Raw genomic sequence first — 20848 nt, 5'->3', positions numbered from 1 at the left:
TCACGGCGAGAGAAGGTCGGGCAATGCGGGACGCGTACCACGAGGAGCTGGATTCGATCGGCGACGGCCTGGTCGAGATGGCCAGGCTCGTCGGCTCCGCGATCGGGCGCGCCACCACGGCGATCCTGGACGCGGACCTGAAGCTGGCGGAGTCCGTCATCGCGGCGGACAGCAAGGTCGACGACCTCCAGCGGGATCTGGAGGCGCGGGCGATCGCCCTGCTCGCGCGGCAGCAGCCGGTCGCCACGGACCTGCGGATCGTCGTCACGTCGCTGCGCATGAGCGCCGACCTGGAGCGCTCGGGCGACCTCGCCCAGCACGTGGCCAAGCTGGCCCGGCTGCGCTTCCCGGACACGGCGGTGCCGCGCGACCTGCACGCGACCATCCTGGAGATGGGCCAGCTCGCCCAGCGCCTGATGGCCAAGGCCGCCGAGGTGATCATCACCAAGGACGTCGACCTGGCGCTCCAGCTGGAGCAGGACGACGACGCCATGGACCTGCTGCACCGCGCGCTCTTCCAGCACCTGATGGACGACCGCTGGCAGCACGGCATCGAGACGGCCGTCGACGTGACCCTGCTGGGCCGCTACTACGAGCGCTTCGCCGACCACGCGGTCTCGGTCGCCAAGCGCGTCGTCTATCTGGTCACCGGCGAGCACGCGGACGAGATCGCCCAGGCGAATCCCCAGACGGGCGCGGGAGAGGGCGCGTAACCCGCCGCGTGCTTCCGCGCGCCCCCGGCGCGCCCGCACGGATGTGCGTTCGGGGCATTGACGCCCGAACGGCGCCGTCCTTGACTGGTGGCACGCAGACCATCCCTTCGAGGAGGTACCGGATGAGCGGCTGTCAGTGCGGACCCGGATGCAGTTGCGGCTGCCAGAACGGCGGCTCCTGCCAGTGCGGCGGCGGCTGCGGCTGAGGCCGGGACGCCGCGCGGCATTCTCACTCACGTCACTCACGGGAAGGGCCCCCGACCGCTCGGCGGTCGGGGGCCCTCTCCTCGCTCTCGTGCGGGGCGCGCGGTCAGGAGACCTCCATCGGCACCGGGTGAACCTCGGTGACCGGGTGCCCGGCCCGCTCGTGAACCCGCTTGACGGCGTCCGCCGACGGCGCCTCCGACAAGCAGTACACGACGCCATCCTTGGGATCCGCCCAGGCGCGCTCGAAGTGCACGCCCTCGTCACGCTCGATCGCCAGATCCGCCCTGTGCGCGGCCACCAGCTGGTCCTGGGTGATGCCCTCCATACCGCGGTGGACGTCCATGAACTTGGCCATCGCCCCACACCTCCCGGGTCGTGAAGGCCGCCTACCCCTCCATGGTGCGAGCTCCGGCGGGCGGGCGCGACCCTACTTCTTCTTGCCCTGGTTCTTCACGGCCTCGATGGCGGCCTTGGCGGCCTCCGGGTCGAGGTAGCGGCCGCCCGGGGTGACCGGGTTGAAGTCCGCGTCGAGCTCGTAGAAGAGCGGGATGCCCGTGGGGATGTTGAGGCCCGCGATGTCGGCGTCCGAGATGCCGTCGAGGTGCTTGACCAGGGCGCGCAGGCTGTTGCCGTGGGCGGCGACCAGGACCGTGCGGCCGGCGAGCAGGTCCGGGACGATGCCGTCGTACCAGTACGGCAGCATGCGGACGACGACGTCCTTCAGGCACTCGGTGCGCGGGCGCAGCTCGCTCGGGATGGAGGAGTAGCGCGGGTCGTCGCTCTGGGAGAACTCGGTGCCGTCCTCGAGCGCCGGCGGCGGGGTGTCGTAGGACCGGCGCCACAGCATGAACTGCTCCTCGCCGAACTCGGCGAGGGTCTGGGCCTTGTCCTTGCCCTGCAGCGCGCCGTAGTGGCGCTCGTTCAGCCGCCAGGAGCGGTGGACCGGGATCCAGTGCCGGTCGGCGGCCTCCAGCGCGATCTGCGCGGTGCGGATCGCGCGCTTCTGCAGGGACGTGTGGACCACGTCCGGGAGCAGGCCGGCGTCCTTGAGCAGCTCACCGCCCCGGAGCGCCTCCTTCTCGCCCTTCTCGTTGAGGTTGACGTCCACCCAGCCGGTGAACAGGTTCTTCGCGTTCCACTCGCTCTCGCCGTGACGGAGGAGGATCAGCTTGTACGGTGCGTCGGCCATGCCCATGAGCGTAATCGACGCGGCACCGGCGCGAGGGAGGGGCCGCGCCCGTTCCCCGGCGGCCGGACGCTTGACGGGGATCGTCAAATGAATGGCGTGAACACGACGACCTGGGTAAGTTGCGCAAGCCAGAGAGCCACTTACACACCGGGGGGTCGCCACATGTCCGTCGCCAGGGTCACGAGAGCCGCGAGGCAGAGCGTGGCGGGGTTGCCCCGGGCGTTCTGGTGGCTGTGGACCTCCACGCTGATCAACCGCCTCGGCGCCTTCGTCGCCACCTTCCTGGCGCTCTACCTGACGATGGAGCGCGGCTACTCCGCCTCGTACGCGGGCCTGGTTGCCGCGCTGCACGGGCTCGGCGGGGTGGTCTCTTCCCTCGGCGCCGGCGTGCTGACCGACCGGGTGGGCCGGCGGCCCACCCTGCTGCTCGCCCAGGTCTCCACCGCGCTGACCGTCGCCCTGCTCGGCTTCGTGGAGCACCCCGTGGCCATCGCGGGCGTCGCCTTCCTCGTCGGCATGGCGAGCAACGCCTCCCGGCCCGCCGTCCAGGCGATGATGGCCGACATCGTCGCCCCCGAGGACCGGGTGCGGGCCTTCTCGCTCAACTACTGGGCGATCAACCTCGGCTTCGCCTTCTCCTCGCTCGCCGCCGGGTTCATCGCGCAGCACAGCTATCTGATCGGCTTCCTGGGCGAGGCCGCCATGACGCTCGTCTGCGCGGTCCTCGTCTTCTTCAGGATCCCCGAGTCCCGCCCGGAGCCGGGCGCCTCCGGCGGGGCGGGCGACGGCGGCGACCGGCCGCCGGTGCGGCTGGGCACGGTGCTGCGCGACCGCCGCTTCATGGGCGTGGTCGGCCTGTCCTTCCTCATGGCCGTGCTCTTCCAGCAGGCCTCGGTCGGTCTGCCGGTCTCCATGGGCCGCGCCGGCTTCTCCAGCGCCGACTACGGCGCGGTCATCGCCGTCAACGGCGTCCTCATCGTCGCCCTCCAGATCCCGCTGACCCGCTGGCTCGAACACCGCGACCCGAAGATCCTGCTGACGGCCTCGGCCCTGCTGGCCGGCTACGGCTTCGGCCTCACCGCCTTCGCGGGCTCGCTGGGCGTCTACGCCCTGACCATCTGCGTCTGGACCGTCGCCGAGATCATCAACTCGCCCACCCAGATGAGCCTCGTCGTCCGCCTCTCCCCCACCCACGGGCGCGGCCGCTACCAGGGCGTCTACACGATGTCCTGGTCCGTCGCGGCCCTGGTCGCACCGCTCTCGGGCGGCGCGGTCATCGACGAGTACGGCGCGGACGTCCTGTGGGCCGGGTGCGCCGTCCTGGGCACGATCACGGGGGCGGGCTACTGGCTCCTGATGCGGAGCCTCCGTGCGGAGGGCTCCGCCAAGGAACCGGCGGAAGCGACGACCGCCCCGGAGCCGGCCCGGGCCTGAGGCCCGGTCGCCCCTCCGGGGGGTGCGCCCCTACTGCTCCCCCTCGCCCTGCGCCCCCTCGCCGGGGTTCCTCGTCAGGTGCGCGAACGCGTCCAGGTTGCGGGTGGACTCACCGCGCGCCGTGCGCCACGCGTGTTCCTTGCGGATGGCCGTCGCGAAGCCCATTTCCAGGAGCGTGTTGAAGCTGCCGTCCGCGTTCTCCAGGACCTGGCCCAGGAGGCGGTCGATCTCCTCCGGGGTGACCGCGGCAAGCGGGAGGCGGCCGACGAGGTAGACGTCGCCCAGCCGGTCGACGGCGTACGCCAGGCCGTACAGGCGCGTGTTGCGCTCCAGCAGCCAGCGGTGCACCGCCTCGTGGTTCTCGTCCGGGCGGCGCACGACGAAGGCGTTGACCGAGAGGGAGTGGTTGCCGACGACCAGCGAGACGGTCGTCGACAGCTTCCGGGTGCCGGGGAGCTTGACGACGTACGAGCCGCCGGCCGGGCTCTCCCACTCCAGCCCGGCGTCGTCGAGCGCCCCTTCGATGACGGATTTCGCGTCAGACATGTGCCGAGCGTAGGCGACGCCTGCGCTCGGCGATCGCCGCGGTGTACACCTCGGCCGTGGCGTTCGCGGCCGCGTCCCAGCCGAACGAGCGCGCGTGGCGGGCCGCCGCCGTGCCCATCGTGCCCGCGAGCCCCGGGTCGTCCGCGAACCGCTCCAGTGCGCGGGCGTAGTCCGCGGGGTCGTGTCCGTCGATCAGGAAGCCGCTCCGCCCGTCCCGCACGGCGACCGGCAGGCCGCCCACCGCCGCCGCGATCACCGGCGTGCCGCAGGCCTGCGCCTCCGCCGCCACCAGCCCGAACGACTCGCTGTGCGACGGCATGACCAGCACCGACGCCGCCCGGTACCAGTCGGCCAGCTGCTCCTGCCCGACCGGCGGGCGGAAGCGGACCACGTCCGCGATGCCCAGCCGCGCGGCGAGCTTCTGGAGCCCCTCCGGCTTGGCCAGGCCGCTGCCGCTGGGCCCGCCGACGACCGGGACGACGACGCGCGAGCGCAGTTCGGGCCGCCGGTCGAGGAGCACGGCGACGGCCCCGAGCAGCACGTCGGGCGCCTTGAGCGGCTGTATACGCCCCGCGAAGAGCGGGACGAGCGCGTCCGGCGGCAGGCCGAGCCGCTCCCGGGCGGCCGCCCGGCCGTCGGCGGGTTGGAAGCGGTCCAGGTTCACGCCGGGGTGCACGACCGCGACCTTCCCCGGGTCCGCGTCGTAGTGGTGGACGAGCTCCGCCGCCTCGCCGTCCGTGTTGGCGATGAGCCGGTCGGCGGCGCGGACGATCTGCGTCTCGCCGATCACGCGGGCGGCCGGCTCGGGCGTGTCGCCCTCGGCGAGCGCGGCGTTCTTGACCTTGGCCATGGTGTGCATGGCGTGCACGAGCGGCACGCCCCAGCGGTCGGCCGCGAGCCAGCCGACGTGCCCGGAGAGCCAGTAGTGGGAGTGCACCAGGTCGTAGTGGCCCGGCCGGTGCCCGGCCCACGCCTGCATGACCCCGTGCGTGAAGGCGCACAGCTGCGCCGGCAGCTCCTCCTTGGCCAGCCCCTCGTACGGTCCGGCGTCGATGTGCCGCACGAGCACGCCCGGGGCCAGCTCGACGCAGGGTTCGAGGGAGGCGGTGGTGGCCCGGGTGAAGATCTCCACCTCGATGCCGGTCTCGGCGAGCCGCTTGGCGAGCTCGACGATGTAGACGTTCATGCCGCCCGCGTCGCCCGTGCCCGGCTGGTGCAGCGGGGAGGTGTGGACGCTGAGCATGGCCACGCGGCGGGGGCGCCGCGCGGCACCGAGGCGGCCGAACGGACCCAGCGGCCGGCCCCGGCGGGTGCCGAGCCGGCTTGCGTACTGGCTCACCGTGCGTCTCCTCCGTCCGCCGCCTGGCTGGGGCGCACGCACCCCCGGTCAGCCGTTGACAACGCTGCGGAGGCGGACTCCCATTTCCCGGTTTACCAAACAGTGACCCGGCGGGCCTGCTTGTACGCTTTTTCCCATGCCCCCCGCGCCCGCCCGTCCGGCCTCCGTCGCCCCGCCGCGCCGTCCCATCGGCACGGCCACGCGCGGTACGACCAACCCCAACCGGCTGCGGCGCATGGACCGCTGGATAGCCGCCGTGCACGGCGCGGAGCTGCGGCGCAGCGGGGACCCGGTGGCCGTGGACCTCGGCTACGGCGCCGCGCCCTGGACCGCCGTCGAGCTGCTCGGCCGGCTGCGGACGGTGCGGGCCGACGCGGAGGTCGTCGGCGTGGAGATAGACCCGGCCCGGGTCGCCGCCGCCGTGCCGTACGAGCGGGACGGGCTGTCCTTCGCCCACGGCGGCTTCGAGATACCGCTGGCGGCGGGCCGCCGCCCCACGCTGATACGGGCGGCGAACGTGCTGCGTCAGTACGCGGAGGGCGAGGTCGCCGCCGTCTGGGAGCGGCTGTGCGGGCGGCTGGCGCCGGGCGGTCTGCTCGTCGAGGGCACCTGCGACGAGATCGGCCGCCGCCATGTGTGGGTCGCGCTCGGCCCGGAGGGGCCGCGCACGGTCACCTTCGCGGCGCGGCTGGGCTCGCTGACGACGCCCTCGGATCTGGCGGAGCGGCTGCCGAAGGCGCTGATCCACCGGAACGTTCCGGGGGAGCCGGTGCACGCGTTCCTCCGCGACTTCGATCGCGCGTGGGCGCTCGCCGCGCCCTACGCCCCTCTGAGCCGCCGCCAGCGCTGGATCCGCACCGCCCAGACCCTGGCCACGGCCTGGCCCGTCCTCGACGGACCAGGCCGCTGGAGGCAGGGGGAACTCACCCTCCCCTGGCAGGCCCTGGCCCCTGCGGGGGGCTGACCGGCCCGGGACCTCAGGCCTTGATCTCCTTGTGCGTCGCGCCCCCCGAGATCGGGATCTTGCGCGGCTTGGCCTGCTCGGCGACCGGGATGCGGAGGGTGAGGACGCCGGCGTCGTAGGACGCCTCGATGCGGTCGGACTCCAGCGTGTCGCCCAGGAAGAGCTGGCGGCTGAACGAGCCGGCCGGCCGCTCGGCGGCGATGAGCTCCGCGTCGGCGGGCGCCGTGGAGGAACGCTCCGCGCGGACGGTGACGACGTTGCGTTCGACGTCGAGGTCGATCTTCTCGGGATCGACGCCCGGCAGATCGAGCTTCACCACGAACTCGTCCCCCGACCGGTAGGCGTCCATCGGCATGGTCGCCGGCTGCGCCGCGGTGCCCAGCATCTGCCGGGCGAGGCGGTCGAGGTCACGGAACGGGTCGGTACGCATGAGCATCACGGGTCACTCCTCCCATCAGACGTCAGGTGCGATGCCCTATGACCTACATCTCCTTATATAGCCAAGCCGAGCCAAGTTGACAAGAAGAGACTCAAGAAAGGTGCTCGGGCACGGGCAGGGCGGCCACCGGCAGGATGGGGACCATGGAAGAGGTGCCGACTGTCCAGGCCGCGGGCTGCGTCCTGTGGCGCCGCTCGCCGGTCGGCGGAGGCGTCGAGATCGCCCTGGTCTACCGGCCGAAGTGGGCGGACTGGTCCCATCCGAAGGGCAAGCTCAAGCGCGGCGAGGACGCCCGCCGGGCCGCCGTGCGGGAGGTGCTGGAGGAGACCGGCATGGACTGCGAGCTGGGCGCCCCGCTCCCGACCACTCGGTACGTCGACGCCCAGGGGCGCCGGAAAGAGGTCCGCTACTGGGCCGCGCGGGCGGTGGGCGGTGAGTTCCTGCCCAACCGCGAGGTGAGCCGGCTGCTCTGGCTCACGCCCGACGGCGCCCGCCACACGCTCACGCACGCCCGGGACAGGGAGCTGATCGCCGCCTTCTGCGCCGTCCTGGGCGAAACCGGCCGGGGGAGTTGACGGCCCCCCGGCCGTCCTGGCCCGTTACCGGGCCATCAGTCGTCACCGCCCTCGCACGCCAGGACGCTCAGACCGCTGTCGTCGCTGCGCGCCATGCCCGACCGGGCGCGTTCCCTCGCCTCGGGCTCCAGCAACTGAAGGTCCAGAACGACCATGCCCGTCACCCCTTCGTCGTGGCCGTGAGCGCACCGCCGGATCCGCGGCCGGCCGCTCACCGCGATGGTGGCACCGCACGGGACCACTGCCCAGAGTGCACACCGGCCGGAGGGGACAGCTCACGGTGCCGCCGTCAGCCGCTGCCAGACGCGCCCGAACGCGTAGCGCGAGGACTCGACCTCGTGCCGCTGGTCGGCGTGCAGGATGCCCAGCGCGTAGGCCGTGGCGGGGGCGATGCGGGGCGTGCGGGCGGCGGAGGCGGCCGCCGCGGCGGCCTCGGCGGCGTCGCGGTGCCGGTCGAGCGCCTGGCCGGCGCTCAGCAGCCGGACCGACAGGGACGGGTCCGTCTCGGTCTGGCCCTGCTCGTCGAGCACCTCCTGGGCGTACCGCCGCAGCCGGACCAGGCGGCGCACGTGGTGCCAGGGCGCGTCCTGCCGCTCCTCGGCCGGCGGCGCGTCGGCGGCGGAGGAGGCCGCGAGGCCGTGGACGAGGGCCTCCGCGTTGTACGGGCGCCCGGCCTGGGCGAGCGGCAGCGCCTCGACCGCGTCGGCGAGCCGCCGGTTCGTCTGCTCGGCGAGCCGGGCGAGGGCCTCGTGGGCGAGGAGTTCCCGGGCGGCCGGGTCCAGCGGCACCTCGGAGGCGAGGACGGCGACCGAGTCGGCGACGGCGTGGAAGCGGGCGGAGCCCAGCGCCTGGAGCGCGGCCGAGTGGGCGCGCGTCCGGGCCAGGGTGAGCTGCCGCTCCAGCAGCGCGCCGGCCCGGGCGGCACCCACGGTCAGCCCACCGCCGGGCGGCTCCGCGCCGTCGGAGCCGGAGAGCCGGTGCAGCGCCCCGCGCAGCCGCGCCAGCCGCGCCGCGTAGGCGTGTTCGCGGCCGAGCGTGCCGGACAGCCAGATCAGCTCGGCCCGCAGCTGGTCGGTCCAGACGACGTCCGTCAGGGGCCGGTAGACGTGCAGCGTGCCGGCGATGCGGCGGGCGGAGCGCCGCAGCAGCCGGACGGCCTCGGTCGCGTCCTCCGCGTCCGAGCCGCTCTCGCCGTGCAGCCGCAGACTGCGCAGGAACTCCGTGGCCTGGGCGTGCAGATAGGACGAGAGCACGTCGCCGGCCGTCGCGGCGGCGGGGCCCGTGCCGATGAGAGCGGTCACGTCCTGCCGTCCCCCCGGCGGGGGCGCGGCGACCGTAACCGGCTGATCATGGGGTAGCTGAGCCACGCCGGCGCCTCCGGGCGTCTATGAGCATCTCCTGTACGTTCCTCAACGGCTTTCCGTCCGGATCGGTCGCGTGCCGCGTCCAGTTGCCGTCGGCGCCCAGGTGCCAGGAGGCCGTGCCGTCCGAGACGCCGATCTCCAGCAGCTTGCTGAGCGAGGCCCGGTGGCCCGGGTCGGTGACCCGCACGAGCGCCTCGATGCGCCGGTCGAGGTTGCGGTGCATCATGTCCGCGCTGCCCAGCCACACCTCCGGCTCCCCGCCGTTGGCGAAGGCGAACACCCGCGAGTGCTCCAGGAACCGGCCGAGGATGCTGCGCACCCGGATGTTCTCCGACAGGCCCGCGACGCCCGGCCGCAGCGCGCAGATGCCGCGCACCCACACGTCCACCGGCACGCCCGCCTGCGACGCGCGGTAGAGCGCGTCGATGACGGCCTCGTCGACCATCGAGTTGACCTTGATACGGATGGAGGCGGACCGCCCGGCACGGTGGTGGGCGGTCTCCTTGGCGATCCGCGCTATGAGCCCGTCGCGCAGCGATCTGGGCGCCACCAGCAGCCGCCGGTACGTCTCGCGGCGCGAGTAGCCGGAGAGCCGGTTGAAGAGGTCGGAGAGGTCGGCGCCGACCTGCGGGTCGGCGGTCAGCAGGCCGAAGTCCTCGTACAGCCGGGCCGTCTTGGGGTGGTAGTTGCCCGTGCCGACGTGCGAGTAGCGGCGCAGCGTGTCGCCCTCCTGCCGGACGACCAGCGAGAGCTTGCAGTGCGTCTTCAGGCCCACCAGGCCGTAGACGACGTGGCAGCCGGCCTCCTCCAGCTTCCGCGCCCACTTGATGTTGGCCTGCTCGTCGAAGCGGGCCTTGATCTCGACGAGCACGAGGACCTGCTTGCCGGACTCGGCCGCGTCGATGAGCGCGTCGACGATCGGGGAGTCGCCGGACGTCCGGTACAGCGTCTGCTTGATGGCCAGCACGTCCGGGTCGGCGGCGGCCTGCTCCAGGAACGCCTGGACGGAGGTGGAGAAGGAGTCGTACGGATGGTGCAGCAGCACGTCCCGTTCGCGCAGGGCCGCGAAGATGTCGGGCGCCGAGGCGGACTCGACCTCGGCGAGGTCGCGGTGCGTGCCCGCCACGAACTTGGCGTACTTCAGCTCGGGCCGGTCCAGCGCGGCGATGCCGAAGAGGGCGGTGAGGTCGAGCGGGCCGGGCAGCGGGTAGACCTCGGCGTCGGAGATCTTCAGCTCGCGCACCAGCAGGTCGAGGACGTAGGGGTCGATGGTCTCCTCGACCTCCAGCCGCACGGGCGGGCCGAAGCGGCGGCGCATGAGCTCCTTCTCCAGGGCCTGGAGCAGGTTCTCCGCGTCGTCCTCCTCGACCTCCAGGTCCTCGTTGCGGGTGACCCGGAACATGTGGTGGTCGAGCACCTCCATGCCGGGGAAGAGCTCCTCCAGGTGCGCCGCGATGACGTCCTCCAGCGGCACGTAGCGCTGCGGCGAGGCCTCCAGGAAGCGGGGCAGCAGCGGCGGCACCTTCACGCGCGCGAAGTGGTCGTGCCCGCTGACGGGGTTGCGCACGACGACGGCGAGGTTGAGCGAGAGGCCCGAGATGTACGGGAAGGGGTGCGCCGGGTCCACGGCCAGCGGCGTCAGCACCGGGAAGATCTTCTGCCGGAAGAGCGTGAACAGCCGCTCCTGCTCCTTCTCCGTCAGCTCCGACCAGCGGTTGAGGTGGATGCCCTGCTCGGCAAGCTCCGGCGCCACGTCCTGCTGGAAGCAGGCGGCGTGCCGGGCCATGAGCTCCCGGGAGCGGGTCCAGATCAGCTCCAGCACCTCGCGGGGCTGGAGGCCGGAGGCGGAGCGGGTGGCCACGCCGGTGGCGATGCGGCGCTTGAGGCCCGCGACCCGCACCATGAAGAACTCGTCCAGGTTGCTCGCGAAGATCGCCAGGAAGTTCGCCCGCTCCAGCAGCGGCGTGGCCGGGTCCTCGGCCAGCTCCAGCACCCGCTCGTTGAAGGCCAGCCAGCTGCGCTCGCGGTCCAGGAACCGCCCCTCGGGCAGCGGCTCGGCCCCCTCCCCGGCCTCCTCCTCGCCGACGTGCGGGTACCCCTCGCCGTGGGCCGCCGCGCGGGCCTGGTGCGGGTCGTACCCGTCCCCGTACGGGACCTCGTATCCCCCGAGGTCCGCGTCGAGATCCGGGCCGAGCTCCGGAAGGGCGGCGTGGGCGTCCGCGTTCGGCCGGTGGGCGGCGATGAACCCCACCGGGTGGGTGTGGTCGTTCATACCCCCATTCTTCCGCGCCGCGCCCAGGTCGGGCGCGACGGAACCGGGAGCGGGCGCGGCACGGAGCCGCCGTTTCGGGGCGGAAGGCACAGCGGGCTGCATTCGGCAAGGCTCGCAACCGCGATTGAATGCGGGGTAACGCGAACATGGCATCCACCTGACCTATGGCCTGACCTGTGGCCTGACCTGTCGCCTGCGCGGCGGGCCGTTTGACAGGGCTGTACCGCCTCCCGCACCCTTTCACTAGTCAAGTGGTGAAAGGGTGATGCGCGTGGTCGAGTTCCGCATCGACCGGCGCAGCGGAGTCGCCACGTATCTGCAGATCGTCCAGCAGGTCAAGCAGGCCCTGCGGCTCGGACTGCTCGCGCCCGGGGACAAGCTGCCCACGGCCAAGGAGGTCGTGGCCGCCACCGCCATCAACCCCAACACCGTCCTGAAGGCGTACCGCGAGCTCGACCGCGAGGGGCTGGTCGAGGCCCGCCCCGGCCTGGGCACCTTCGTCCGGCGCTCGCTCGCCCGGCCCGGGGCCGCGGCGGACTCGCCGCTGCGGGCCGAGCTCGCCGGGTGGGCCGAGCGGGCCCGCGCGGCCGGACTCGACCGCGAGGACGTGGCCGCGCTGGTCGCATCCGTGTTGGAGGAGCACTTCGGATGAGCAATCTGTCGTTCGCCCCGGACCGCACCGCCGTCGAGGCGGTCGGGCTGGGCGTGAGGTACCGGCGGCGCGGCTGGGCGCTGCGGGACTGTTCCTTCCGGGTGCCCGCGGGGCGCGTCTGCGCGCTCGTCGGGCCGAACGGCGCGGGCAAGTCCACGCTGCTCGCCCTCGCCGCCGGGCTGCTGCGGCCCGCCGAGGGCTCGCTCGAACTGCTCGGCGGCGCGCCGGCCGCCCCGGGCGTACGGCCGCGCGTCGCCTATCTGGCCCAGGACAAGCCGCTCTACCCGAACTTCACCGTCGCCGAGACGCTGCGCATGGGCCGCGAGCTCAATCCGGCCGGCTGGGACGCGGCCGCCGCCGAGCGGCTCGTACGGGACGGAAACCTTTCGCCGGACGCGCGGATCGGGTCGCTCTCCGGCGGTCAGCGCACGCGCGTCGCGCTCGCGCTCGCCTTCGGCAAGCGGCCCGAAGTGCTGCTGCTCGACGAGCCGCTGAGCGACCTCGACCCGCTCGTGCGGCACGAGATGACGGCCGCCCTGATGACCGAGGCCGCCGAGCACGCCACCACCGTGGTCATGGCTTCGCACGTGCTCTCCGAGCTGGAGGGCATCTGCGACTACCTGGTGCTGCTCACCGACGGGCGGGTGCGGCTCGCGGGCGAGGTGGAGGACCTGCTGTCCGTCCACACGCTCGTCACCGGACGGCACGAAGGGGGCGGCACGCCGCGTGAGTTCGGGCCGCCGCACACCGTCGTCGAGCAGCGCGTCACCGGACGGCAGCTCACCGCGCTCCTGCGCACCGACGGACCGCTCGCCGGCGGCCCCTGGGAGTGCGCCGAGCCCTCCCTGGAGGAGCTCCTCCTCGCCTACCTCCGCGACGGCGGCGCACCCGCCCTGCTCACCCCGAGCGCCGAACCGCGCTCCCGCACCCCGAAAGCGGTGGCATGACGGCCGCGGCCACGGCCACGCCCCGAATAGGCACGGGACTCGTCCGGCTGGTGCTGCGTCAGCACCGCTTCGCGGCGTGGGCGGCGCTCGCCGTGCTGGTCGCGCTCGTCGTCGAACTCGTCTGGCTGCGCTCTGCCATGACCGGCTACCTCGACGCCCACCACCTCCGCACCGCCTGCACGCCCGACGGCGTCGACTGCGACCCGGCGGCCTACTCGTACGTCGTCGGCTTCCGCTCCACGTACGGCGACGCGCTGCACTACAACGGGCTGCTGCTCGAACTCCTGCCGCTGGCCGTCGGGGCGTTCGTGGCCGGCCCGATGGTGGCGCGCGAACTGGAGAGCGGCACGTACAAGTTCGCCTGGACGCAGGGCATCACGCCGGCGAGCTGGCTGGCCACCAAGCTGGCCGTCCCGGCGGTGGCCCTGCTGGGCGGGCTGTCGCTGCTGGCGGCGGTCTACACGTGGTGCTGGCACGCGGCTCCCGCGGCGCTGCTGCCGGGCCAGGTCTGGTACCTGTCCTTCGACATGCTCGGCCCGGCGCCGGTCGCCGACGCGCTGCTCGCCGTCGCGGTCGGCGCGCTGGTCGGGCTGCTCGCCCGGCGCACGGTTCGGGCCATGGCCGTGGCCCTGGCCGGCGTCTACGCGGCGCTGTCCGTCACGGGCGACTGGCTGCGCCGGATGCTGGTCAGCCCGGTGACGGACCTGTCCGCCGACGTGCCGGGGCTCGTCCGGGCCAACACGTGGATCGTCGAACGCGGCCTGGTCACGGCGTCGGGCGGCCGCGCGCCCGAGCCGTCGTGCGAGGTGGGCGCCGCCCTGAACGACTGCGCCGCGCGCGCCGGCGCGCGCGGCTGGTACCTCGACTACCACCCGCAGTCCCACTTCTGGCCCCTCCAGTGGACCCACACGGCGGTAACGCTGGCGCTGGCCGTGACGGTAGCGACGACGGCCCTGTACTGGACGCGCCGCCGGTAGCCCATGCGGGCGGCTCGGACAACCGGGGGCGGCCCCCGAGGCCGTCCGCCGCAACGGCGGCCCCAAGGCCCACAAGCCGGCCCGGCACCGCCGGACTACGCCGTGTCGCCCGAGCACCGCTGCGGCGGAAAAAGGGGTGCCCGGCCCTGGCCAGGCTTCTCTTCCCGCCGCAACGGCGGCCGGCCCAGACGGCGAGGGCCCGGCGGCCCCACGACGGCCCAAGCCCCCGGCCACCGGCCGGCCCGGCACCGCCGGACTACACCGCCTCGGCCGATCACCGCCGCGGCGGAAAAAGGGGTGCCCGGCACCCCCTCCCGCTCCCGACCACTGGCCGGGTTTCCCTTCCCGCCGCAACGGCGGCACGCCACCACGGCGAGGGCCCGGCGGCCATGCGACGGGCCCGAACCCCCGGCCGCAGGCCGGCCCGGCGCCCCCGGAGGGTTATGCCTCCGTGCGGTACATCAGGTCCGTTTCGTGGGTCTCGAACCCCAGGCGTTCGTACACGCTCACCGCCGCCGTGTTGTCGGCATCGACGTACAGCATCGCCGTCGGAAGGCCGCGCCCGGCGAGGTGGCGGAGGCCCACCGTCGTGAGGGCCTTGCCCAGGCCGCCGCCCTGGGCGCCCGGGCGGACGCCCAGGACGTAGACCTCGCCCAGGCCGCCCTCCTCCGGGTGGACCTTGGTCCAGTGGAAGCCGACGAGCTCGCCCGCCCGCTCGGCCAGGAAGAAGCCCTCGGGGTCGAACCAGGACGCCGCCTTGCGGTCGTCGAGGTCGCGCTGGGTGAGCGCGCCCTGCTCGGGGTGGTGGGCGAAGGCCGCGGCGTTGAGCGCGAGCCAGGCCGCGTCGTCCTCGCCGGGGCGGAACGTCCGCACGGAAACCCCCGCGGGGAACACCGGGTCCGGCAGGTCGAGCCCGCGCAGCGGCCGCCGCATCTGGCGCAGCTCGCGGAACAGGCTCAGCCCCAGCACCTGCGCCAGGTGCCGCGCCGCGGCGTGGCCGCCGTGGGCCCAGACGCGCAGCCGCTTGCCGGACTCCGACAGCAGCGCGTTCCCGAGCGCCCGGCCGTGCCCGCGCCCCCGCAGGGACGGGTGCACGACGAACTCGCCCGCCGGCGCCTCCACCGGATCACGGTCCTCCAGCTGTCCGTAGCCGACGAGTTCCCCGGCCGTGTCGCTCAGCAGGACGTGCCGCACGCCCTCCCGGCGCCCCCGGAGCTGGAGGCGGCCCTGCTCGGAGACGGCTGGCTGGCCGTCCACCGCGGCCGACTCGTCCAGCAGCCGCAGCACCCAGTCGGCCTGCTCGGGCGTCAGCTCCTCCAGCACCTCGATCCGGCGCTGCCCGCTCACGTCAATCACCTCGTCGCTCATGGCACGAGCCTACGACCGGACCGCCCCGCCCACGTCACCCATCCGTTACCGGACCCCTCCTGCCGGGCTACGCGCGTCAACCGTATGCTGCGGGCCGACCAGCCAAACCCCCAACAGACCCACGAGGGGAACCCATGCCCGCGAAGCCGCCGCACCGGCGCCTCGCCAGACGCCTCGCCCTGACCACGACCGTGCTCGCCGCCTCCGCCGGCGCGGTGGTCACGTCGGTCGCCGTCACGCCCGCCGGCGCGGCCACCCCGCGCCACCACGGCAACCGCACGGTCGACGTGCAGCTGCTGTCCTTCAACGACTTCCACGGCAACCTGGAGCCGCCGCAGGGCTCCTCCGGGACGGTGGCGGAGACCCAGCCCGACGGCACGAAGAAGGTCATACCGGCCGGTGGCGTCGAGTACCTCGCCAACTCGCTGCGTACCGCCCGCAAGGGCCACCCGTACACGGTGACGGCGGCCGCCGGCGACATCGTCGGGGCCAGCCCGCTGCTGTCGGGGCTCTTCCACGACGAGCCGACCATCGAGGCGATGAACAAGCTCGGCCTCGACGTCACCTCCGTGGGCAACCACGAGTTCGACGAGGGCCGCGCCGAGCTGACCCGTATGCAGAAGGGTGGCTGCCACCCGAAGGACGGCTGCTACGAGAAGGGCAAGACCTTCAAGGGCGCCGACTTCCCGTACCTCGCCGCGAACGTGACGGACGAGAAGACCGGCAAGCCGATTCTCAAGCCGTACACGGTCTGGCAGCACAACGGCGTCAAGATCGGCTTCATCGGCGTCACGCTCAAGGGCACGCCGGACGTCGTCACGGCCGAGGGCGTCAAGGGCCTGAAGTTCGGCGACGAGGTCGAGACGATCAACAAGTACGCCAAGGAACTCGACCGCCAGGGCGTGAAGTCGATCGTCGCGCTCATCCACGAGGGCGGTCTGCCGTCCTCCGGCTCGTACAACTACAACTGCGACACGCCCGGCCCGGGCGCCGGCATCTCCGGTCCGATCGTCGACATCGCCAAGAAGATCACGCCGAAGGTCGACGCGCTGGTCACCGGCCACACGCACGCCGCGTACACCTGCACGATCCCGGACCCGTCCGGCGCCCCGCGCACGGTGACGTCGGCGGCCTCGTTCGGCCGGCTGTACACGGACACCACGCTGACGTACGACCGCCGGACGAAGGACATCGTCCGCACCAGCGTCAAGAGCCCGCGCACGGGCAACCACGTCGTCAACCGCGACCAGCCCAAGGCCGCGGACATGACCTCGCTCATCCAGCGCTGGAACAAGCTGGCGGCGCCGGTCGCCGACAAGCCCGTCGGCTACATCTCGGCCGACGTCAACGGCCGCGGTTCCGAGGCGTACGAGAAGCCGCTGGGCGACGTCATCGCGGACGCCCAGCTGGAGGGCCTGGCCCCGGCCGGCAAGGGCGGCGCGCAGATCACGTTCATGAACCCGGGCGGCATCCGTTCCGACCTGGCGTACAAGGCGTCGGGGGCCGAGGGCGACGGCGTCGTGACCTACGGCGAGGCGTTCACCGTCCAGCCGTTCACGAACATGATGAAGAGCTTCGACCTCACCGGCGCGCAGCTGATCGCCGCGCTCCAGCAGCAGGTGAGCGGCCCGAACCAGGCCGAGCCGAAGATCCTCCAGGTCAGCAAGGGCCTGACCTACACGCTGGACCTCACGAAGACCGGCGCGGACCGGATCGTGACGTCGTCGGTGAAGCTGAACGGCCAGCCGATCGACCCGGCGAAGACCTACCGCGTCGCGGCGAACGAGTTCCTCGCGGGCGGCGGTGACGGCTTCCCGGCGTTCAAGGAGGGCACGAACAAGCTGGTCGGCCCGTCCGACCTGGACGTCTTCATCGCGTACCTGGGGGCGCACTCCTCGAAGGGCGCGCCGCTGGCGCCGCCGGCGCCGGAGCGCATCACGGTCGTGAAGTAACGAAGAGCAGTCGAGGGGCCCGGCGCGTGCGCCGGGCCCCTCACGCATGGTCAGAGCCGTTGCCGGACCAGGTCCTCCAGCGAGCCCTCCGGCACATGGCCGTCCGGCGTGAGCTTGTCCACCACCCGGGGCAGGGCCTCCGCCAGCCGGTCGGCGGCCTGCTCGGGGGTGACCCCGCCCTGCTGGGCGACGTGGTCGAGCGCCTGGTAGGGCAGGGCCTGGGCGATCTCCGGGCCGCTGACGGACTGGTTGGAACCGGTGCCGATCCAGGAGTCGGTCTTCGCGCCGAGCCCGGCGTCGTGCAGCGCGGTGACGAGCCCCTGCAACGGGTTGCCGCCGGCCTGGCCGCTGTCACCGGTCACGCCGAGCAGCGCGGCCACCAGCGGCCCGTCCCCGCCGTCGCCGCCCAGCAGCCGGCCCAGGAGACCGCCGAGGTCGTCGCCCGCCATAGCCGTCACCCTTCCGCTCACTCGCTCGCACCCAGTACATCCGCACCCCCGGCACTTCGCAATCGGAGCGTGTCGCCCCGGCCGGGCGCGTCAGCCGAGCTTCGCCCTCAGCAGCGCGGCCGTCTCGGCGATCAGGGCGTCGCTGGCCGCCGCCTTGGCGTTCCCCGTCGTGGTGGTCGTGAGGACGGACAGCACGACGGGTGAGCCGTCCGGGGTCCAGGCGATGCCCACGTCGTTGCCGGTGCCATAGCTTCCGGTGCCGGTCTTGTCGCCGACGGTCCAGCCGGCGGGCAGGTTCTTGCGGAAACGCTCGTCGCTGGTGGTGTTGGCCAGGAGCCAGCCCTTGAGCCGTTCGCGGTCCCCGCGGTCGAGGGCGTTCCCGACCACGAGCCGGGCGTAGGTCTGCCCGATGGCGCGGGGGGTGGTGGTGTCGGTGAGGCGCCCGGGCTCGGCGGTGTTGAGATCGGGCTCCCACCGGTCGAGCCGGGTGACGCGGTCGCCGAGCGAGCGGCAGAGGCGGGTGACGGCCGACGGGCCGCCCAGCTCGGTGAGCAGCAGGTTCGCGGCGGCGTTGTCGCTGAAGGAGATGGCCGCGGCGCAGAGCTCCTCGATCGTCATGCCGTTGGCGACGTTCTCGGGCCGGCCGGTGATCTTGTCGTAGCCCGACTTCTCCGCGTACTCCTTGGTGTAGTGCACGCGCTTGGCCAGGAACTCGCCGTCGCGGTCCAGGTCCCGCAGGACGGCCGCCACGGCGAGGGTCTTGAACGTCGAGCACATCGGGAAGAGGTCGTCGGCGTTGTGGCGGACCGTTCTGCCGGTCCGCAGGTTGCGCGCGAACACGCCGAGGCGTGCGGAGTACCGGCGCTCCAGCTCGCCGAACCGGCGGGCAATCGCGTCCGCGCCGGGCGTCGACGCGAAGGCCGTCCCGCCGCCCGCGGAGAAGGCGGCGGCCAGCGCCGCTCCGGCGCCGAGGGTGAGCATGGTGCGGCGTGACGGGGTGCGTGCTGCTGTGGTCTCCACGATGGATGTCCTCTCTGTGGCCACGTTGCCGGTCAACACGCACGCTGTGGGGCGACTGGTTCCACTTCCGCCACATCCAGCCCATCTGGCTGGTTTCGCCCCACGGCCCCAATGGGTTGCCTCAGGCCCCCACAGTCCCGTCGATCCCCTCGCGCAGGAAGTCCGCGTGGCCGTTGTGGCGCGCGTACTCGTGCATCAGGTGCAGCATCACCATGCGCAGCGAGACTTCCTCGTCCCACCGGTCGAAGTAGCCCGTGACGTCGAGGGATCCGGCCTCCTCCTCGATCCGCCGCGCGTGCTCGACCTCCGCCCGCCACGCCGCGAACGCCTCGGAGCGGGTGGCGCCGCTCGCGTCGTACGCCGCCTGGAAGTCGCCCTCGTCCGACCACACCAGCGGAAGGTCCTCGCCGTTGATCACGCGCCGGAACCAGGTCCGCTCCACTTCGGCCATGTGCCGCACCAGCCCCAGCAGCGACAGCGTGGAGGGCGGCATCGACTGCCGGCGCAGTTCCTCGTCGGTGAGCCCGTCGCACTTCATGGCGAGCGTGGCGCGGTGGAAGTCGAGAAACGAGCGCAGCATCTCGCGCTCACCGGCTATGACGGGCGGGCCGATACGTTCGGTGGTCACGGCGGTTCCTTTCGGCGGGGAGGGGCGAGTGGATCACAGCGATCACCGTTCGGCAAGAGCCCCTTCCGGCCCGTCCGGCCGACGCCCGAACGAGGCATCCGCCCGCGTCGCGGCCTCTCAGCCGCGACCGGCCCGCCCCTCGTACGGGCTGTGCATCGCGAGGTACCGGATCTCCAGATCGCACTCCAGGTACTCCATGCGCCGCTCCCAGAAGTCCCGCAGGTGGGGCAGCGCCAGGTGGGCGTTCAGGTCCTCCTCGCTGCGCCACGCCTCGTAGAAGACGAAGACGCCCGGCTCGTCCCGGTCCTCGTGGAAGTGGTACTCCAGGCAGCCGGGCTCCTGCCGCGTCGGCTCGACGAACGAGAGCAGCAGCTGCCGCAGTTCGTCGGCGCGCTCGGGCTTGGGACGGGCGATGCCGACGAGCGTGAACGGCTGATCCATGAGGGCCTCCCCTGACAAGGTACGACTTCGTTCGTACCTCGCCGGACGGTAGCGGGCGGCGAGGTACGATGCAAGCCGTACCTGGGAGGTGTGTGCCGATGCCCGACGAAGAGGGGCACCCCGAGCCGGCCGAGATGGAACTCGGCAGGGTCCTGTCGGCGCTGGCCGACCCCCTGCGGCGGCGCGTCGTGCGCGAACTGGCGGCCGGCCCCGACGGCGAGGCGCGCACCTGCAGCTCGTTCGGGCTGCCCGTCAGCAAGGCGACGGTCACCCATCACTTCCGCGCGCTGCGCGAGGCGGGCCTGATCCGCCAGGTCGACCGGGGCAACAGCCGGATGGCCACCCTGCGCCGGGCGGACATCGAGCGGCGGTTCCCCGGCCTGCTGGGGCTGCTGGTGGCGGAGGAGGCCGCCGGGGACGTGTGAGGACCCCGGGGCCGCGACCGCGCCTCAGCCCTACGCGGTGACCGGGCCGCCCAGGTGCCGGGCGAAGAACCGGACCGCGCTCTCGGCCTCGAACCTGGGCAGTTCCTTGTGCCGGCCCGAGTTCACGTGCAACGACTTCTCCTTCGAGGCGAAGGCGTCGAACAGCGCGAGGCCCTCCTCGCGGGAGATGTGCTCGTCGTCCCACTGCATGTCGTACTCGATCGGGATGGTGATCCGCTTCGCCTGCTCGGCCAGGACATCCGGCCAGTGCTGACCGAAGACGGCGGCCGTGATCCGGGGCTCGCCCGCCACGAACGGCATGCCGATCGCGGTGCCCATGTTGATGCCCCAGTAGCCGACCGGCCCGTCGGTGCCGATCTCCGGAAGCTCCTGGAGGGCGTCCAGCATCGTCCGGTACTCGGGCACGGCGAGCTCCGCCAGGTGGGCGTTGTAGCGGACGACGATCGGGCCTTCCGGCTCGCCCGCCGCCCGTGCCGCGAACAGCGCGGCGATCTCTTCCTCGTCGTGCGCCGTGCGCGGCCGGTCGCCGTGACCGGGCGCGTCGATGACGGCGACGTGGAAGCCGCAGCCGGTCACGAGGAGACGGGCGCGGCCGGCCATCGCCGGGTGCTTCTTGTGGTTGCCACCGCCATGGCCCATCAGGACCAGGGGCGCGCGATCGGCGCCGGAAGCCGGCGACCAGAGAACTCCGGGGACGCCGCCCACGGTGAATTCGCGCTCGACGATGCCGTTGGACGACGACTGGGAGGTGAACTGCAGAGAGTGCATAGGTGTTGCCTTTCGGGAGTGCCTTGTTGTCGAGGCGCTCCCGGCGACACCTGCGTCAGTCGCCGGCCGTGAGGGGAAGGGGGAGCACCCACGTCGATACAGCGTTCACGGGTCTCACCTCCTCTGGCGGCATCACGGTCGGCTGAAAGCTATCAGCC

At 72.9% G+C, this 20848-nt stretch carries 23 protein-coding genes; 9 read left to right on the top strand and 14 right to left on the bottom strand.

Translation table 11 applies throughout. The features are described 5' to 3' along the window. Positions 1 to 23 precede the first annotated feature (23 nt). A complete protein-coding gene (phoU, locus tag AB0K09_RS01475) occupies positions 24 to 713 on the top strand; it encodes a phosphate signaling complex protein PhoU (protein ID WP_366063162.1) in 690 nt (229 codons plus the stop codon). Between the two features lie 310 nt (positions 714 to 1023). Here the strand turns inward: phoU and AB0K09_RS01470 are convergent, their stop codons facing one another. Beyond that, a complete protein-coding gene (locus tag AB0K09_RS01470) occupies positions 1024 to 1275 on the bottom strand; it encodes an SCO4226 family nickel-binding protein (RefSeq protein ID WP_366063161.1) in 252 nt (83 codons plus the stop codon). Between the two features lie 72 nt (positions 1276 to 1347). Further along, positions 1348 to 2109 carry a phosphoglyceromutase gene (locus AB0K09_RS01465; protein WP_366063160.1) on the bottom strand — a complete coding sequence of 254 codons (762 nt, stop codon included), beginning with the start codon at positions 2107 to 2109 and terminating at the stop codon, positions 1348 to 1350. Between the two features lie 162 nt (positions 2110 to 2271). Between AB0K09_RS01465 and AB0K09_RS01460 the strand changes: the two genes are divergently transcribed. Next, entirely contained in the window at positions 2272 to 3543 is a 1272-nt protein-coding gene (locus AB0K09_RS01460) for an MFS transporter (RefSeq protein ID WP_366063159.1), read from the top strand. A 30-nt stretch (positions 3544 to 3573) separates the two neighbouring features. On the opposite strand, the gene AB0K09_RS01455 is transcribed toward AB0K09_RS01460, so the two are convergent. Beyond that, positions 3574 to 4089 (bottom strand): YbjN domain-containing protein, encoded by a 516-nt coding sequence (locus AB0K09_RS01455; RefSeq protein WP_366063158.1) that lies wholly within the window; start codon positions 4087 to 4089, stop codon positions 3574 to 3576. Beyond that, positions 4082 to 5383: a D-inositol-3-phosphate glycosyltransferase gene (gene mshA, locus AB0K09_RS01450; protein ID WP_366063177.1), complete on the bottom strand. Its 1302-nt coding sequence runs from the start codon at positions 5381 to 5383 to the stop codon at positions 4082 to 4084. Before mshA ends, AB0K09_RS01455 begins: the two co-directional genes overlap by 8 nt. A 181-nt stretch (positions 5384 to 5564) precedes the next feature. Between mshA and AB0K09_RS01445 the strand changes: the two genes are divergently transcribed. Further along, the gene (locus AB0K09_RS01445; protein ID WP_366063157.1) at positions 5565 to 6392 is read left to right on the top strand and encodes a class I SAM-dependent methyltransferase; all 828 of its coding nucleotides are present in this window, start codon (positions 5565 to 5567) and stop codon (positions 6390 to 6392) included. 13 nt (positions 6393 to 6405) lie between these two features. Here the strand turns inward: AB0K09_RS01445 and AB0K09_RS01440 are convergent, their stop codons facing one another. Further along, positions 6406 to 6828 (bottom strand): Hsp20/alpha crystallin family protein, encoded by a 423-nt coding sequence (locus AB0K09_RS01440; protein WP_366063176.1) that lies wholly within the window; start codon positions 6826 to 6828, stop codon positions 6406 to 6408. A 146-nt stretch (positions 6829 to 6974) separates the two neighbouring features. Between AB0K09_RS01440 and AB0K09_RS01435 the strand changes: the two genes are divergently transcribed. Next, positions 6975 to 7406 (top strand): NUDIX hydrolase, encoded by a 432-nt coding sequence (locus AB0K09_RS01435; protein WP_366063156.1) that lies wholly within the window; start codon positions 6975 to 6977, stop codon positions 7404 to 7406. Positions 7407 to 7441: 35 nt separating this feature from the next. Here AB0K09_RS01435 and AB0K09_RS01430 read toward each other — a convergent pair whose 3' ends face one another. The 3 genes from AB0K09_RS01430 to AB0K09_RS01420 all read right to left on the bottom strand — a co-directional run bounded on the left by AB0K09_RS01430 (position 7442) and on the right by AB0K09_RS01420 (position 11042). After that, positions 7442 to 7561: a SapB/AmfS family lanthipeptide gene (locus AB0K09_RS01430; protein WP_366063155.1), complete on the bottom strand. Its 120-nt coding sequence runs from the start codon at positions 7559 to 7561 to the stop codon at positions 7442 to 7444. 120 nt (positions 7562 to 7681) lie between these two features. Beyond that, a complete protein-coding gene (locus tag AB0K09_RS01425) occupies positions 7682 to 8707 on the bottom strand; it encodes a CHAD domain-containing protein (RefSeq protein ID WP_366063154.1) in 1026 nt (341 codons plus the stop codon). Positions 8708 to 8753: 46 nt separating this feature from the next. Then, the gene (locus tag AB0K09_RS01420; protein ID WP_366063153.1) at positions 8754 to 11042 is read right to left on the bottom strand and encodes an RNA degradosome polyphosphate kinase; all 2289 of its coding nucleotides are present in this window, start codon (positions 11040 to 11042) and stop codon (positions 8754 to 8756) included. A 265-nt stretch (positions 11043 to 11307) separates the two neighbouring features. Between AB0K09_RS01420 and AB0K09_RS01415 the strand changes: the two genes are divergently transcribed. The 3 genes from AB0K09_RS01415 to AB0K09_RS01405 are packed head-to-tail and all read left to right on the top strand — an operon-like array spanning position 11308 to position 13618. Continuing rightward, complete coding sequence (locus AB0K09_RS01415) at positions 11308 to 11694, top strand: GntR family transcriptional regulator (protein ID WP_366063152.1); 387 nt, start codon at positions 11308 to 11310, stop codon at positions 11692 to 11694. After that, positions 11691 to 12641: an ABC transporter ATP-binding protein gene (locus tag AB0K09_RS01410; protein ID WP_366063151.1), complete on the top strand. Its 951-nt coding sequence runs from the start codon at positions 11691 to 11693 to the stop codon at positions 12639 to 12641. Before AB0K09_RS01415 ends, AB0K09_RS01410 begins: the two co-directional genes overlap by 4 nt. Then, positions 12638 to 13618, top strand: a complete 981-nt coding sequence (locus AB0K09_RS01405; protein ID WP_366063149.1) for a hypothetical protein — start codon at positions 12638 to 12640, stop codon at positions 13616 to 13618. Before AB0K09_RS01410 ends, AB0K09_RS01405 begins: the two co-directional genes overlap by 4 nt. A 441-nt stretch (positions 13619 to 14059) precedes the next feature. On the opposite strand, the gene mshD is transcribed toward AB0K09_RS01405, so the two are convergent. After that, the gene (gene mshD / locus AB0K09_RS01400) at positions 14060 to 14986 is read right to left on the bottom strand and encodes a mycothiol synthase (protein WP_366063147.1); all 927 of its coding nucleotides are present in this window, start codon (positions 14984 to 14986) and stop codon (positions 14060 to 14062) included. Between the two features lie 134 nt (positions 14987 to 15120). Between mshD and AB0K09_RS01395 the strand changes: the two genes are divergently transcribed. Next, a complete protein-coding gene (locus AB0K09_RS01395) occupies positions 15121 to 16938 on the top strand; it encodes a bifunctional metallophosphatase/5'-nucleotidase (RefSeq protein WP_366063146.1) in 1818 nt (605 codons plus the stop codon). 50 nt (positions 16939 to 16988) lie between these two features. On the opposite strand, the gene AB0K09_RS01390 is transcribed toward AB0K09_RS01395, so the two are convergent. From AB0K09_RS01390 to AB0K09_RS01375, 4 genes are all read right to left on the bottom strand, one after another. Continuing rightward, positions 16989 to 17387 carry a YidB family protein gene (locus AB0K09_RS01390; protein WP_366063144.1) on the bottom strand — a complete coding sequence of 133 codons (399 nt, stop codon included), beginning with the start codon at positions 17385 to 17387 and terminating at the stop codon, positions 16989 to 16991. A gap of 90 nt (positions 17388 to 17477) precedes the next feature. Then, entirely contained in the window at positions 17478 to 18407 is a 930-nt protein-coding gene (gene bla, locus AB0K09_RS01385) for a class A beta-lactamase (protein WP_366063143.1), read from the bottom strand. Between the two features lie 121 nt (positions 18408 to 18528). Further along, positions 18529 to 19035 (bottom strand): DinB family protein, encoded by a 507-nt coding sequence (locus tag AB0K09_RS01380; RefSeq protein ID WP_366063142.1) that lies wholly within the window; start codon positions 19033 to 19035, stop codon positions 18529 to 18531. Positions 19036 to 19152: 117 nt separating this feature from the next. Next, entirely contained in the window at positions 19153 to 19476 is a 324-nt protein-coding gene (locus AB0K09_RS01375) for a putative quinol monooxygenase (protein WP_366063141.1), read from the bottom strand. Between the two features lie 98 nt (positions 19477 to 19574). Between AB0K09_RS01375 and AB0K09_RS01370 the strand changes: the two genes are divergently transcribed. Continuing rightward, on the top strand, positions 19575 to 19901 hold the full coding sequence (locus tag AB0K09_RS01370; protein WP_366063140.1) for a helix-turn-helix domain-containing protein: 327 nt from the start codon (positions 19575 to 19577) through the stop codon (positions 19899 to 19901). A gap of 30 nt (positions 19902 to 19931) precedes the next feature. Here AB0K09_RS01370 and AB0K09_RS01365 read toward each other — a convergent pair whose 3' ends face one another. Continuing rightward, positions 19932 to 20690 carry an alpha/beta hydrolase gene (locus AB0K09_RS01365; RefSeq protein ID WP_366063139.1) on the bottom strand — a complete coding sequence of 253 codons (759 nt, stop codon included), beginning with the start codon at positions 20688 to 20690 and terminating at the stop codon, positions 19932 to 19934. Positions 20691 to 20848: the final 158 nt, after the last annotated feature.

The organism is Streptomyces sp. NPDC049577, from assembly GCF_040675635.1.
In the GTDB taxonomy this organism is placed as follows: Bacteria; Actinomycetota; Actinomycetes; order Streptomycetales; family Streptomycetaceae; genus Streptomyces.
This window is presented reverse-complemented; position numbering and strand designations above follow the sequence as displayed.